Genomic DNA, 13,713 nt, shown 5'->3' with positions numbered 1-13,713 from the left:
AGTATTATATTGTATAAGGTCATAATGAAACGAGAAATGGAATGGAAAGCAATTATTGAGTTAGGAGTTTAGACCCATGAGTTCGAGATACGGAAGAGATACAATTGTTGAAGTTAACTTAGATGCTGTAAAACATAATGTGAGAGAATTTAAAAAACGTGTAAACAATAAAAATATTGCAATGATGGCAGCTGTAAAGGCAAATGCATATGGTCATGGAGCGGCGCAAATTGCAAAATCGGCAATTGAGGCAGGAGTGAGTCAACTTGCTGTTGCATTTGTTGACGAGGGAATAGAACTGCGCGATGCTGGAGTTACAGTGCCAATTTTAGTTTTAGGTTATACATCAGTGGAAGCCGCTAAAGATGCGATTGAATATGATATTATGATGACAGTATATAGAATAGAAGATTTAAAAGGTATGAATAAAATCGCGAAAGAACTTGAAAAGAAAGCACGTATTCAAGTGAAAATAGATACAGGAATGAGTCGCATTGGTTTACAAGAAGAAGAGGTTGAGCCATTTTTTAAAGAGCTAAAAAATATGAAATATATCGAAGTAGAAGGTATGTTTACACATTACTCTACAGCTGATGAAACAGATAAAACATATACAAATATGCAAACAAATTTATTTGAGAAAGCTGTTAATACAGCGAAAGAAATAGGAATCCCTCTACCATATATCCATAGTTCAAATAGTGCTGGATCAATGGAGCTAAGCAATACATTTCAAAATATGGTTCGGGTCGGGATTGGAATTTACGGTATGTATCCTTCAAAAGAAGTGGATCACACAGTTGTTGCATTGCAGCCAGCATTGTCATTAAAGGCGAAAGTAGCGCATATTAAGCGCGCAAAACAAAAGCGCGGCGTCAGTTATGGAAATACGTATGTAACAACTGGTGAAGAATGGATTGCAACTGTTCCGATTGGTTATGCAGACGGATATAATCGTCAGCTGTCAAATAAGGGATATGCGTTAATTAATGGAATCCGTGTACCGGTTATTGGCCGGGTTTGTATGGACCAGTTAATGTTAGATGTTACGAAAGCAATGCCTGTACATGTAGGCGATGAAGTAGTGTTCTACGGTAAACAAGGTGGGGAAGAAATTCCTGTTGAAGAGGTTGCCGATAAGTTAGGTACAATCAATTATGAAGTGACTTGTATGTTAGACCGAAGAATTCCGCGCGTATACAAGGAAAACGGTGAAACGACTGCAGTTGTGAATATATTAAGAAATAAATAAATTAGAAAAAGACTGAAGCGCTAAGATTCAGTCTTTTTCTAATTTAGTAAATGATAATAATCGTACTTTGTTGTAATCTCAAAACCACATTGTTTATAAAGATGTAAAGCATTATCGTTTTTTGTTTCAACATCCAATTCAATCTTCGTTCTTCCCTCGATTAATAGCTGATGTACGATGTACTGCAAAAGACTCCTCCCGTATCCTTTTCCTTGATAAGAAGGATGAACAGCAAATCCAGATAAGAAAGTAAATTCTTTTTGTTTATTTACTGTGATGGTTCCTATTGGTTGTTTCTCAAGTTGAGCTATATATACTTGGTGAGTGGGTGATAACATCATTTTTTGTAACCATGCAGATGTATCTGCTTTAGAATCTTCAAAAGCCTTGCTAGAGATTTCTACTAGCGAAGGAATTGTTTCTGTTGATGCAGCAATAAGCTTGATTGTGTTGTTTAGTACTGGTATTTGTGGTACATCAAATCGATAAGCCATTTTATATTCGCTAAATAGATAGGATAAATGAATGTGTTCAGCAAAATTTTTTCCAGATATAGATGATCCATTTATAATAAGCAAAGCTTCGTCGCTCCCTCGTTTTGTTGCTTCTTCAATCGCTGTTTGTAAAAGGGTGCTACCTATATTTTGTCTTCTAAAGTTAGGGTGAACAAAACCTGATAACTCTAGTTTCGTAGATCTTTCGAATTCATACATGCTTAACAAACCGATTAATTGTTCGTTATTGTAACAAAGAAAATCATTTATTTGGTTTCCTTTTCGATTTTGCAGAATAGTGATATGTAAATCGGATTGATATTCGATGCCATCGTTCTGCATACAGATATAAGCTAAATCAATGATTTGTTGAATTTCAGTTGCTGTTAATGTTTTTTTTCTTTGAATTAGCATATAGTCCTCCTAAGATTATTTTAAAAGTAGACGGGATGTTGTAGCCATTTCTCTAAATCTACATTTCCTTGAACGGATAGTAAACGATATAAATATCGGTACGGTGCTCTGCATTGTTCTAAATTAGGAATGGGTATAATTGTTTCGTAACCTTGTCGGAATGCATGAGCTTCTTTCTCAGTAAATACGTACTCTAATCCGATAAAATCAAGTTCTCTCGGTACGATCGCATAAGCTTCTGTATCTACTAATCCAGTAATTACCACACCATCTGTTAAAAATTGAGTTGGATCCATATCAATTAAAACGAGTGTAGCTTCTTGTGGTACTGGTAATGCCTGCAATTGGGACTGGAATACTTCGAATGAATCAGTTATTTTAGCATTATTAGAGTGAAACATTTCCACAAGTTGTTTACTTTTATCGATTATATGTTGATGAAACTGATGTAGTGGAATTTGAAAAGTTCCAGATGGATTCCCGATATAACTCGCTTTGTATTGATGAATTTGTGCTAATCCCTGTCCAAGGTTATATAAGATAGAATCCGATTGTCCTATAAATGATTGAAGTACTTGACCGTTTAATTTTTCAACAACGACATATTCTCTATCTAATGTATGTTTCTGTAATATTTTCGGAATAGGGAGCGTTGTATACTGCCTTAACTGTTTATGTATCGTTTCTAAGGCATGTACATTTCTTGGATCAATCCCAAATAAGTGTTTACATCCCCACCAAAAATCATTGTTTGGTTTTGTTTTCATTTTAGAAGATCGAACGATGACTTCCTCTGTCTCTGTTTTTACGAGCCAGACATCACTTGCATGATCTTCATAACCTGGGTGTAATGTGTCTATAGATAGGATAGGGGAGGTAAATAGTTTTTGTAACATAAGAAAGCTCCTTTTTCTGTATATTCGATAAATTAATTATATAACATAATTGAAACCAAGAGTGTGTTTGTTTGAAATGTAAATTGGAACTGAAGTGAGAATTTTGGATGAATAAACCATATAAAGTTAGAAAAATGGAATTTGTAATGTGAAAAAGAGAGCTACCATAAAAATATTTCTCAATAATATAGGTTGTTTAAATATATGAAAAGTTAATAGATTATCATATATAATAAATTGAAAGTTTTTAATAATATTAATAATTATTTTCATTTTATTAATGCTTAGTGAAGGGGAGAGTATGATGGCGAAAGTTCTTGTAATTCATTTTCCGGGAGAAGGGCATATCAATCCAACATTGGCAGTGTTAAGTGAATTAATAAAAAGAGGAGAAAAAGGTGTTTCGTATTGTATTGAGGATTATCGAAATAAAATTGAAGCGACGGGTGTTGAATTTCGAGTATATGAAAATTTTCTTTCTCAAATTAATATTATGAATCGGATTAAACGAGAGAATAGTCCTTTAGAGATGTTGTCAAAAATGATTGAGGCTACGGATCGTATTGTAGAGGATATTCTAGAGGAAATAAAAGAAGAACAATATGATTATTTAATTTATGATAATCATTTTGCAGTAGGTCGTATTCTTGCGAAAATCTTACAGTTACCTAAAATTTCCTCGTGCACAACTTTTGCTTTTAATAAGGACATCTCTCTTCATGGCAATAATGAACTTAGAAAAATAGATGGAAGTTCTCCGTTGTACCAGTCTTGTGTATTAGGAATGAAAAGGTGGGAAGAGAAATATGGAATAAGATGTAATGATTTATTTGATATTATGAATCATCCAGGAGATATTACTATTGTCTATACGTCAACACAATATCAACCTTATTCTCATACATTTGATGAATCGTACAAATTTGTTGGGCCTTCAATTGCGCCACGTAAGGATGTGGAAAGCTTTCAAGTGGAAAGTTTCAAAAAGAAGCCAGTTATTTTCATTTCGATGGGAACAGTTTTTAATGAACAACCAGAGTTATATGAAACATGCTTTGAAGCATTTCAAGATATAGATGCAACTGTCGTGTTAGTAGTTGGGAAGAAAATAAATATAAATCAATTTGAAGAAATTCCAGCGAATTTTAAGACGTATAACTATGTGCCACAATTAGAAATCTTACAACATACAGATGTATTTATTACACATGGAGGAATGAATAGTTCTAGTGAAGCGTTATATTATGGGGTTCCATTAGTTGTAATTCCGGTTATAGGAGATCAACCTTTTGTAGCAAAACGAGTCGAAGAATTAGGAGCAGGGATTCAGCTAGATCGTACAAATTTAACTTCTGAAATGTTACGTGAAGCGGTAGAATCGGTACTAGATAATAAAAGTTTTAGAGAAAAAAGTCGTGAAATTGGAGAGTCTTTACAAGCAGCTGGTGGATATAAAAAAGCAGTGGATGAAATATTTAAATTTAAAAAAGAAGTTATCTCTGGTTCCTTTCAAAAATAAATAGGAAATGCAAAAAACACGCTTCTGTAAAAGTGTGTTTTTTGATTGGAACGTAAATAGTATTAACAAAAATAACAAAAAAGGTGAAAGGTTTGTATGTAGAGCGTAATTCCTTTGTGGTTCCAAAAAAATTTCGGTATGTTAATACCAATAAAATGTATATGTTTTGAGAAGAATCGATGAAAAGAATATTTGCATATGTGTTAGTAATGATCAGATTGATTATTGTAGCTAGCCCCTTGCAATTATTTTTGCGAGGAGCAACTTTTTTTAGGAAACCAAGCTTCTTTTAATAATGTTACAACGGTTTCGATTGCATCAATCGATATTCCTCCAAAGCCTAGTAATACATAAGCTTCTTTTTGTAAATGATTTACTGAATCGTATACGGACAGAGGATAAACTTTTACATGTTTTTCAGCGGCTGACTGAATGAGTTCTTGTTCATTCATGCCGTTACGGACGTGTAGTACAATATGAAGTCCAGATTGATCTCCAAGTATATCGATATCAGTGCCTATTTGGCTCAAAAGTGATTTTACTAATGTATGATGTTTTTTCTTATACAATGTACGAACACGATTTAAATGTCGATCCCAATCTCCTTTTTGAATAAAGTTAGCAAGGGCAAGTTGTTGTATTTTTGAAACAGTTTGTTTGAAGATGCCACCTAAGTTTTTATAAGCATCTAAAAGATGGTTTGGAAGAACGATATAACCCATTCTTAAGGAAGGTAAAAGTGATTTTGAAAAAGTTCCCATGTAAATAACACGTTCATTTGTATCAAGTCCTTGTAATGAAGGGATAGGTTTTCCAACGTACCGAAACTCTCCGTCGTAATCGTCTTCAATAATGTATCCAGGGCAATCATTGGCCCATTTTAATAACTCAAGTCGCCTTGATAAAGGCATAATCATTCCGTATGGAAATTGATGAGAAGGGGTAACATAAGCGACGTTCGCATTGCAATCAGTAAGAGATGAAATGTTCATTCCTTTCTCATCTAATGGGACGGGATGAATAGGAAGTCCGCAGCTTTGAATAATAGCTTTTACGCGATGAAATCCAGGATTTTCTATGGCGTATGATTTTTGTTTTCCAAGTAATTGAATGAGTAACCAAAGAAGAGGCTGTGTACCAGCACCAATAATGATTTGATGAGGTGTGCAATGAACCCCCCGAGCATGATACAAATATTTTGCAATGTGAGTGCGAAGTATTTGTTCTCCTTGAGGGTCTTCTTTTGTAAATAAGTCGTTTTCAAATTGGAGGAAACATTCTTGTAATGCTTTTTTCCAATTTGAAAGGGGAAAGGCTATTTGATCGATATTTCCTTGGCTACAATCAAAATGAATGGGTTCTTTTTCTGTTTTTTCAAATGGATAAGATGTTTTTGGTTGTTTATTTGGGATAACATCTACTTCTACATCTACTTCACTTACAAATATACCGCGCTTTGGTTTACTCTCTACATAGCCTTCTGCAGACAACTGCTGATAAGCTGATTCGACTGTAATGCGGCTAATACCAAGTTGCAATGCTAAATTTCGATGAGAAGGAAGGCGTGTTCCGGTAGGGAGCGTTCCCTTTAAGATTTCTTGTTTTATGTAATCATAAATTTGTATATAGATAGGTATTTGACCTTTTAATTGTAGAGGAATGATTAAATCCATTGCAGACACTCTCCTTTAAAACTGACCTTATAAAAAAGAAGTGAACTGCCACTTAAGAAAAGGGCAGTTTCTATTTATATTAATGATATAACATTTAGAAAATTTTATAAATAGTTAGGAGAGATTTGTGATGCATGTTAAGGAAATAAAAACAGAAGAACAATTAAATAAGGTATTACTCGTTTTACAACAATTACGAACTGCACTTACAAAAGAGGAAGTACACATTTTATTTCGTCAGATGAAAGAGGAACGCTATCAATTATTTTCTTTGTATAATGAAGAGAATGAGGTGGTAAGCCTTGCTGGAGTAGCGATATGTACAAATTTTTATAATAAGAAACATGTTTTTGTGTATGACCTTGTAACGGCAGAAGCTCATCGCTCCAAAGGATATGGTGACGCATTATTATCATATATAGAGGAGTGGGGAGCAGAAAAGGGATGTAGTTCTGTTGTTTTGACATCAGCGTTTCCAAGAATTGATGCACATAGATTTTATGAACGAGAAGGATATGAGAAGGTAAGTTATTCTTTTTGTAAAGAATTACAATAGAGAAGAGAAATAGTAGATTCTAAATGTGATAAGATATAGAATCTACTATTTTTTGTTATAACAGAAATAAGTTGAAAGAAGGGGCGTTTATATTGGATAAAATAAAAAAATTATCTATTCCAAAAGAAGGAAGAGTTATTGTTATTTCTGATATTCATGGAGAGTTAGACCTTCTAAAAAAACTATTAAGCAAAGTTAATTTTAGTGCAGAGGATTATTTAATAATTAATGGTGATCTTTGCGAAAAAGGAAGGAATAGTATAGGTGTTGTAAACTATGTCATGGAACTTTCAGCTCAGAATCAACAGGTACATGTGATTGAAGGGAATTGTGAAGCTTTAGTTGAGGCTCTTTTAAATGAAAATCCTGGGTTAATAAACTATTTATGTACGAGAAAGTATTCTACCTTTAATGAATGGCTTGACCAATTAGATTTTCATATTAATGAAGAGACGGATATTGGTAAAGTAAAAGACATGGTAATGAGCTGTTTTTCAAAAGAAATGAATTGGCTTATGGAATTACCAACTGCCATTGAAACAGATGACTATCTTTTTGTGCACGCAGGACTTGAAGATATAGAAGATTGGAAGAAGACTGAACGGAAAAATGCGATTGCAATGCCGGAGTTTTTTACTAAATCACATCGTGCAAATAAGTATGTAGTAGTTGGGCATTGGCCTGTTGTGAATTATTCTGAAGAGGCACCTTCTAATAATCCAGTTATCGATGAAAACAAAAAAATAATTGCGATTGATGGCGGGAATACGATTAAAGAAGCGGGTCAATTAAATGCATTTATCATTCATAGATCAAGTTTTAAAGATGTGTTTTCATATACATATGTCGATCATTTTCCACAATATGAAATTGTAGCAGATTTTAACGCAGAACCAATGATGCAAGGCGGAGTTATGTATCCGTATTATCATGTTGTACCAGTTAGAACAAATGATGATTTCACAATCTGCAAACAAATAGAAACAAATAAACAATTATATGTTAAAAATGAATATATAAAACGAAATGAAGCAGGTGATTATACTGTTAAAACCGATATTTCTTGTGCGCAAATAAGTGTAAGAAAAGGTGATATTGTTTCACTTATTGATGATAGCTGTATGGGGTATGATTTAATAAAAAAAGATGGTGTGGAAGGGTGGATAGAGAAGGGGCTTCTTCTTAAAGTGAATGAGAAGGAATTAAAAGTATATAGCTAAAAAATAGGAGGGAAACATCCTCCTATTTTTTATTTTGTAGACTTTGAGAGCGTAAAGTTTAGAAAATCATGAGAAGGAATTTAATTTGTTATAAATGCAGCGAAGAATGATTTTTCTTTTCCGGATAAGCAAATGAAAAAGAATCTTTATTTTTAACAAATGTTTTTTGATCTTGAACAGATTGAATCGCTACAATTTGTGAATTTCTTACTTTAAGTGCATCTTGGATTCCAATTGTCATGAGCTTAATAAAAAGAATAGTAATAAAGAATGCAATGAGAGTATAAAAAATAATCCACAATGAAAGATTCAGTTCATTACGATTTAGTCCAATAAGGCCTGCCCAATCATTCGAGAGTGAAACAGGTTTGAACTGATTTTGGTCCATTTCTTTCATTTGTATCCCGCCGATTACAATGTCAAGCAACGCTAAATGGATCATGAGTATGAGTGTTTGGACAATATGTTCCATAAATAATACAAATATGCGGTCCGGCAATAAGACTCGTAAGTGTTTTTTTATAATATGAAAACGACTTGCCCCCATTAATCGTGAGCTCGATATATAATCTTTTTTCATAAATTCATCAACTTCTGATGAAATATATAACGAAATTGTAGGGAGAGCAATAAAAATGAGTATAATAGCTTGATAAAGTGCAAATGAGATATTTGGATTTAGTCGATCCGCATTTGATGTGATTACAAGATTAACTGGTGTGATAAGTATAAATGCGATAAATAGAGTTGGGATATAATAAAAAACTTCTGAGCATGCTTGGGAAAATCTTTTGAATTTTGTAGCGTATAAACTTAATAGAATACCTATACATGTTCCAAATAAAATACGTAGCAAACTAATTGCGACAGCAAATAAAATTGTAAATTTTGCTCCGTCTAAAATTTGTAAGAAGATGGATTCTCCAAAACGGTCAGAGCCAAAAGGTGGCATTAAAGATGGCGGAAAGGGTGCCTTTCCAAGTAATTCATGCTTATCATTATAAAGTAACAGGGGCGCCTCCGGGATGTTAGCTTTAAAGAACAAACTATAAATAATACTAGCTGCCACTAGTATGAAAAGATAAATGAATCCGATTACAAAACGTTTTGATTTCCAAATAGATTTCATAGCGTTTCTCCTTTCATTTGTTTTTGCCATCTATTCATCATAAAAGAAGTGATTTGGAAAATAAGATAAAACGGCAAGATAATCATGATAAGTATGATAAATATAGCAGGGGGAGAAATAAACGCCTTCTTAAATAAAAATTGAATAATGCCTTGCATGTTAAAAACAAACTCTAAAATGAATAAGTTAGAAAGTAAGAAAACAAAAATTGTTTTTAAATGGTGAAAGAAGTGAATAAATATATTTTTGAATAAATGAATGCATAGTATATATCTTGATGAAAGGCCTTTTCCATATGCGACTTCTACATATTGTTTTCCATATTCTTCTTGTATGTATAAAATCATCATCCGAAACATTTGTAATGTAGGTAAAACTGCTAAAGATAAAATAGGGAGTAAATAAGCTCGATTTTCATTAAACGAAATAATTGTGACAGGAGATTCTCCGAATTTTTGAAGGAACCATATGAAAAATATTTGCAAACAAATCATCATCATCATATCAGGGACAGCTTCTAATATAAAAACAAACCTATTTATCCACTTTTTGATAGAATCTTTTGCTAAAAAATAAAAAAATGCCATGCTAGATGAAAGAAAGAGCGCAAGAAAAAAAGCTACAAATAAAACAGTAAATGAATATACATAAGGTTCTAAAACGGTTGGGAACAATGGGGTTTTTTTGAAGCTACCAAACCTTGGATCTGATGATAGAACGATAAGAGACTCTGGAGAGAAAACCTGTTTTAACATAATAAAGATTTGTTTGAAAAAATATATCGGCTGAAAGGTGAATCCTCCGTGAGTGATAAATAAATAAGGTAAATTTAATAATAGTAAGAGTGATAAAACAATCGATGAAAGTTTTATAGTGAATTGAGATATTTTATATAACATGAAATCCCTCCGGCTCCTTTTTATAATATTATATAACAAAGTCCTTCTCGTTGTTTGATTTTTCCGAAAAATAAATATACTATTAGTAGTGTGTTAAATTCTAATATTCGATTTAATAGTGTAGGAGGCAAGTATGGAACATATATATTTACGGGGTAAAAAAGTGATAGTAAGAAAAATAGAAGAGAAAGATATACATTCTTTATATTCGCAAAGGTATAAGGAAGAAAACCCTGAGTGGAAAAAGTGGGATGCGCCATATTTTCCGTTTTCTATTCAGGAGTATCCCGTGTATAAGGAGAGTTTGCAATCTAAGCTAAAAGAGGAGCCTTTGTCGCAACTTATTATCGAAACGGATAATGAAATAATTGGGACAGTTGGCTTCTATTGGGAATATAAGGCGTCACGCTGGCTAGAGATAGGAATTACGATTTATGACCCAGCGTACTGGAACGGTGGTTATGGTACAGAAGCTTTGCAACTATATAGAGATTTGTTATTTGAAAACATGGAGATTGGTAGGGTGGGACTAACAACCTGGTCCGGAAATGAACGAATGATGAAAGTCGCAGAAAAAATCGGTATGAAATTAGAAGGTAGGATGCGAAAATGTCGTTACTATAATGGAACATATTATGATTCTATTCGAATGGGAATGATTCGTGAAGAGTGGGAAGCGTTAAAGGAAGTAAAGGAGTGAAGAAGGATGTACGCCGTTATTGCTACATTTGATGAGGAGTTTTCGAAGCAAGTGCAAAAGATTTGGAAAGGGCTAGCGGATATTGTACATAACGAAGACCTAGAGCCTCATATTACATTAGCTGATTATCATACTTTAGATATGAAAACATATGGAGAGAAATTGGGGGATTTTACAGAGGATAGAGGGTGCTTTCCAGTTGAATTTTCTTCTGTAGGCACTTTCCCTACAAATGGAACGATTTTTTTCGCACCAACAGTAACGAGAAGATTACTAGAACTGCATCAATCGTTTCATAATCATTTCGCGGATTTTCATGATCAGCCACAGTCGTATTATGTACCTAATAAGTGGGTACCACATTGTACGATTGCAAATCATTTAGAGCGAGAAGCATTTATTCGTGTAATGGAGTTTGTATATAAGAATTTTAGTGTACAAAAGGCAACTGTAAAAAGTTTGAAGTTAATTAGATTGAAATATGAAAATAGTAATCTGATTTCTTGTAGTGTTTTAGCAGAATATAAATTGAAGAAAACGGGGATATCCATATGACATATGTAGTTAGAGAAATGGACGCACGGGATATTGCTGCTGTACAAAAAGTGGCGAAAATGGCTTGGCATGATACGTATAAAGGGATTATCCCAGAAGAAGTACAAGCTACGTTTTTGCAACAAGCGTATTCGGACGAAATGATGAAACGAAGACTAGAACATTCACACTTATTTGTAGCAGAAGCAGATGACCAAATTGTAGGGTTTGCAAACTTTTCACCTATCAAACATCAAAATGAAGCGGAATTAGGAGCCATTTATTTATTACCGGAGCATCAAGGCAATGGAATTGGAACAGCTTTATTGCAAAGAGGTATTACGGTTTTAGACGGTGTTAAGAAGGTTTATATTCATGTAGAAGCAGCGAATGCAAAAGGGAAGTGTTTTTTTGAAGCAAAAGGTTTTGCAGCTTTAGAGGAATTTGAAGAAAATTTTGAAGGACATAATTTGCAAACGATAAGAATGGTGTTACATGTTTAGTACAGGTTATAGGAGGGGAAGAGATGAAAATATTCGATTTTAGTGCAGAGGTAGGGAACCACATATCAGTATTTCATTCTGACTTTATTATGTCAAAAGTAGTAAAACATCAAAGTGAAGTACATATTGGGTGTATGCATTTACAACCAAAAGGAATAATCGGATATCATGAAGCAGTTGTTTCGCAGCTGCTTCTTATTGTGCAAGGAGAAGGATTTGTTTGCGGTGCAGACAAAAAGAAAAAGACAGTTGCGCCGGGTCAAGCTGTTTTCTGGAATAAAGGAGAGTTTCATGAAACAACGACTGAAACGGGGCTAATGGCAATTGTTATTGAGTCAGAGAATTTAGAAAGTAATATCCGCATGCCGATTGCAGAACAAGAAGACGGAGATAATAGGGGGCAGGAATATGATTCGGAAGGCAACTGAAGAAGAAGTTCAGCAAATATTATCATTTGCAGCACAATCACTCTTTGAAGGAACGAAAGAAACGTGTCAGTTAAGTAAGGAAAAGGCGATTGAGATTACACAGCCGCTATTAGAAAAAGGGGCGTATTATTTAGTTGTAAAACAAGAAAATACACTAGCGGGATGGATTTTAATTGGAGAGAATACAGATTATTTTTCAGGTGAAAAACTGGGGTTTATTTATGAGCTATATATTTTTTCAAAGTATAGAGGAAGAGGATTATCCCGAAACTTAATGAAAGCAGCAATTGATAGATTGCAAGAAGAGTATAGAGAAATACGCTTAAATGTATTTGCTGGGAATTTTGCGCAAGAGATGTATAAAGAATTTGGATTTGTTGAGAGGCAAGTAGTTATGACTTTGAAGCAAGAGAAGTAGCTTGGAGAGGGAACAGGATTACATTCTTTATCTCGCTATTTGCATGCAGTAAGACCCTCACCTCAAAATGTAACGAAAGCAAAGAAGTTAGGTGAGGATCAATTGTCTGTAAAATTCCGATTCGTAAGGGCTGATTAAAATTTCACTTTATTGAAATAGCTGAGGGAATTGCTTTATTATTCCTTCGGTAAGTGCATCCGCCATTTCTAAAGCTTCTTTCTCAATTTTGTCATACAATTGAACACCTGCTTGATAATCTTTACTTAGAATGGCCACTGCTTCAGATTTAGTCAATGCTAGGTGCTCATAAAACATCTTCCTAAATTCTTCTTTAGGTATATACGGATTGATACTACTTAAAAATTCAACAATGTCGTCTGCATTAGCGTACCATTTTCTCTCTGCAATTGTTGCAGCGTTTTGATTACCAGCTTTTACTGCTTTGACAAGATCGGCAGCAATCACTAAGTGATCTTTTATTAAATTACTATATTTTTGGGCCGCATTGTCACCGTAGAAAAGTTTAAGCGAATTTCCCATATCTGGAGCATTTTGAAGGAGGCGTGTAATCGTAAATTTAGTATCAGGTAAATTGAAAATTATGCTAATGATAGCCATTCTTGTCCAAGCAACATGTTGTTCCCATAGTGAACGCATATAACTTTTTACATCGACTTCATTTTTACTGACACGATAATTTCGTTCTGGTAAAAATGAAGTTGTTGGATTCCAACCTACATAAGGTATGTCATGCGTGAAATAATAGGATTGTCAATAAGGATACATAATGAATTCACCCCTTTTGAACACATATATATCACGGTATGAAAATACCTATTCCTATGTTCTCATGTTCAAAGTATCTTTTCATATGTTTAGGGGAGACGTTAAATTTTATATCTGGATTTTTAAAATAAAAATGAAGCTTGACTCAGATGAAAATCGTTGATCAAGAGCCAGCTTTTTTATTTTAACCAATATTTTCTTAGAAAAGACTTTCGAAAGAATGTACGTTCGCATATAATAGGAACTAACGTTCTGTTTTGTGGTAATGTCGCGTATGATTATCTTCTTTTTT

The 13,713-nt window shown here is 33.7% G+C and carries 15 protein-coding genes; 9 read left to right on the top strand and 6 right to left on the bottom strand.

Going from position 1 to position 13,713, the window contains the following annotated elements:
• Positions 1-76: 76 nt before the first annotated feature.
• Complete coding sequence (gene alr / locus ACX5JI_RS11260) at positions 77-1,252, top strand: alanine racemase (protein WP_459501133.1); 1,176 nt, start codon at positions 77-79, stop codon at positions 1,250-1,252.
• Between the two features lie 38 nt (positions 1,253-1,290).
• On the opposite strand, the gene ACX5JI_RS11255 is transcribed toward alr, so the two are convergent.
• Both ACX5JI_RS11255 and ACX5JI_RS11250 read right to left on the bottom strand, forming a co-directional pair.
• Entirely contained in the window at positions 1,291-2,160 is an 870-nt protein-coding gene (locus ACX5JI_RS11255) for a GNAT family N-acetyltransferase (RefSeq protein WP_459501132.1), read from the bottom strand.
• 20 nt (positions 2,161-2,180) lie between these two features.
• Positions 2,181-3,056 (bottom strand): phosphotransferase, encoded by an 876-nt coding sequence (locus ACX5JI_RS11250; protein WP_459501131.1) that lies wholly within the window; start codon positions 3,054-3,056, stop codon positions 2,181-2,183.
• Between the two features lie 304 nt (positions 3,057-3,360).
• Here ACX5JI_RS11250 and ACX5JI_RS11245 point away from each other — a divergent pair, with 304 nt between their 5' ends.
• Complete coding sequence (locus ACX5JI_RS11245) at positions 3,361-4,575, top strand: macrolide family glycosyltransferase (protein WP_459501130.1); 1,215 nt, start codon at positions 3,361-3,363, stop codon at positions 4,573-4,575.
• A gap of 245 nt (positions 4,576-4,820) precedes the next feature.
• On the opposite strand, the gene pdxR is transcribed toward ACX5JI_RS11245, so the two are convergent.
• Entirely contained in the window at positions 4,821-6,248 is a 1,428-nt protein-coding gene (pdxR, locus tag ACX5JI_RS11240; protein ID WP_459501129.1) for a MocR-like pyridoxine biosynthesis transcription factor PdxR, read from the bottom strand.
• Positions 6,249-6,378: 130 nt separating this feature from the next.
• Between pdxR and ACX5JI_RS11235 the strand changes: the two genes are divergently transcribed.
• Together ACX5JI_RS11235 and ACX5JI_RS11230 are read left to right on the top strand one after the other, a co-directional pair.
• Complete coding sequence (locus tag ACX5JI_RS11235) at positions 6,379-6,804, top strand: GNAT family N-acetyltransferase (protein ID WP_459501128.1); 426 nt, start codon at positions 6,379-6,381, stop codon at positions 6,802-6,804.
• Between the two features lie 92 nt (positions 6,805-6,896).
• Complete coding sequence (locus tag ACX5JI_RS11230; RefSeq protein ID WP_459501127.1) at positions 6,897-8,024, top strand: metallophosphoesterase; 1,128 nt, start codon at positions 6,897-6,899, stop codon at positions 8,022-8,024.
• 88 nt (positions 8,025-8,112) lie between these two features.
• Here the strand turns inward: ACX5JI_RS11230 and ACX5JI_RS11225 are convergent, their stop codons facing one another.
• Both ACX5JI_RS11225 and ACX5JI_RS11220 read right to left on the bottom strand, forming a co-directional pair.
• Complete coding sequence (locus tag ACX5JI_RS11225) at positions 8,113-9,153, bottom strand: ABC transporter permease (RefSeq protein WP_459501126.1); 1,041 nt, start codon at positions 9,151-9,153, stop codon at positions 8,113-8,115.
• On the bottom strand, positions 9,150-10,052 hold the full coding sequence (locus ACX5JI_RS11220; protein ID WP_459501125.1) for an ABC transporter permease subunit: 903 nt from the start codon (positions 10,050-10,052) through the stop codon (positions 9,150-9,152). Before ACX5JI_RS11220 ends, ACX5JI_RS11225 begins: the two co-directional genes overlap by 4 nt.
• Positions 10,053-10,185: 133 nt before the next feature.
• On the opposite strand from ACX5JI_RS11220, the gene ACX5JI_RS11215 reads away from it, so the two are divergent.
• Genes ACX5JI_RS11215 through ACX5JI_RS11195 form a run of 5 tightly spaced genes read left to right on the top strand, consistent with a single transcriptional unit; the run spans position 10,186 to position 12,635 of the window.
• Positions 10,186-10,752, top strand: a complete 567-nt coding sequence (locus tag ACX5JI_RS11215; RefSeq protein ID WP_459501124.1) for a GNAT family N-acetyltransferase — start codon at positions 10,186-10,188, stop codon at positions 10,750-10,752.
• 6 nt (positions 10,753-10,758) lie between these two features.
• Complete coding sequence (locus ACX5JI_RS11210; RefSeq protein WP_459501123.1) at positions 10,759-11,307, top strand: 2'-5' RNA ligase family protein; 549 nt, start codon at positions 10,759-10,761, stop codon at positions 11,305-11,307.
• Positions 11,304-11,789 (top strand): GNAT family N-acetyltransferase, encoded by a 486-nt coding sequence (locus tag ACX5JI_RS11205; RefSeq protein WP_459501122.1) that lies wholly within the window; start codon positions 11,304-11,306, stop codon positions 11,787-11,789. The genes ACX5JI_RS11210 and ACX5JI_RS11205 overlap by 4 nt, the downstream gene beginning before the upstream one ends.
• A gap of 23 nt (positions 11,790-11,812) precedes the next feature.
• Positions 11,813-12,217, top strand: coding sequence for a cupin (locus ACX5JI_RS11200; protein WP_459501121.1), 405 nt, complete (start codon positions 11,813-11,815; stop codon positions 12,215-12,217).
• On the top strand, positions 12,198-12,635 hold the full coding sequence (locus ACX5JI_RS11195; protein WP_459501120.1) for a GNAT family N-acetyltransferase: 438 nt from the start codon (positions 12,198-12,200) through the stop codon (positions 12,633-12,635). The genes ACX5JI_RS11200 and ACX5JI_RS11195 overlap by 20 nt, the downstream gene beginning before the upstream one ends.
• A 147-nt stretch (positions 12,636-12,782) precedes the next feature.
• On the opposite strand, the gene ACX5JI_RS11190 is transcribed toward ACX5JI_RS11195, so the two are convergent.
• Positions 12,783-13,382 carry an acetylglutamate kinase gene (locus ACX5JI_RS11190; protein WP_459501592.1) on the bottom strand — a complete coding sequence of 200 codons (600 nt, stop codon included), beginning with the start codon at positions 13,380-13,382 and terminating at the stop codon, positions 12,783-12,785.
• Positions 13,383-13,713 lie beyond the last annotated feature (331 nt).

Source organism: Bacillus sp. C1 (assembly GCF_054570475.1).
Note: the sequence above shows the minus strand (reverse complement) of the source record. Positions and strands in the feature narration are given on the sequence as shown.

Bases quoted from the DNA above. Each gene is read 5' to 3' on its own strand.
- ACX5JI_RS11220 (WP_459501125.1), bottom strand. From the start codon at position 10,052: ATGTTATATAAAATATCTCAATTCACTATAAAACTTTCATCGATTGTT.
- ACX5JI_RS11205 (WP_459501122.1), top strand. From the start codon at position 11,304: ATGACATATGTAGTTAGAGAAATGGACGCACGGGATATTGCTGCTGTA.
- alr (WP_459501133.1), top strand. From the start codon at position 77: ATGAGTTCGAGATACGGAAGAGATACAATTGTTGAAGTTAACTTAGAT.
- pdxR (WP_459501129.1), bottom strand. From the start codon at position 6,248: ATGGATTTAATCATTCCTCTACAATTAAAAGGTCAAATACCTATCTAT.
- ACX5JI_RS11210 (WP_459501123.1), top strand. From the start codon at position 10,759: ATGTACGCCGTTATTGCTACATTTGATGAGGAGTTTTCGAAGCAAGTG.
- ACX5JI_RS11235 (WP_459501128.1), top strand. From the start codon at position 6,379: ATGCATGTTAAGGAAATAAAAACAGAAGAACAATTAAATAAGGTATTA.
- ACX5JI_RS11215 (WP_459501124.1), top strand. From the start codon at position 10,186: ATGGAACATATATATTTACGGGGTAAAAAAGTGATAGTAAGAAAAATA.
- ACX5JI_RS11245 (WP_459501130.1), top strand. From the start codon at position 3,361: ATGGCGAAAGTTCTTGTAATTCATTTTCCGGGAGAAGGGCATATCAAT.
- ACX5JI_RS11195 (WP_459501120.1), top strand. From the start codon at position 12,198: ATGATTCGGAAGGCAACTGAAGAAGAAGTTCAGCAAATATTATCATTT.
- ACX5JI_RS11255 (WP_459501132.1), bottom strand. From the start codon at position 2,160: ATGCTAATTCAAAGAAAAAAAACATTAACAGCAACTGAAATTCAACAA.
- ACX5JI_RS11225 (WP_459501126.1), bottom strand. From the start codon at position 9,153: ATGAAATCTATTTGGAAATCAAAACGTTTTGTAATCGGATTCATTTAT.
- ACX5JI_RS11200 (WP_459501121.1), top strand. From the start codon at position 11,813: ATGAAAATATTCGATTTTAGTGCAGAGGTAGGGAACCACATATCAGTA.
- ACX5JI_RS11250 (WP_459501131.1), bottom strand. From the start codon at position 3,056: ATGTTACAAAAACTATTTACCTCCCCTATCCTATCTATAGACACATTA.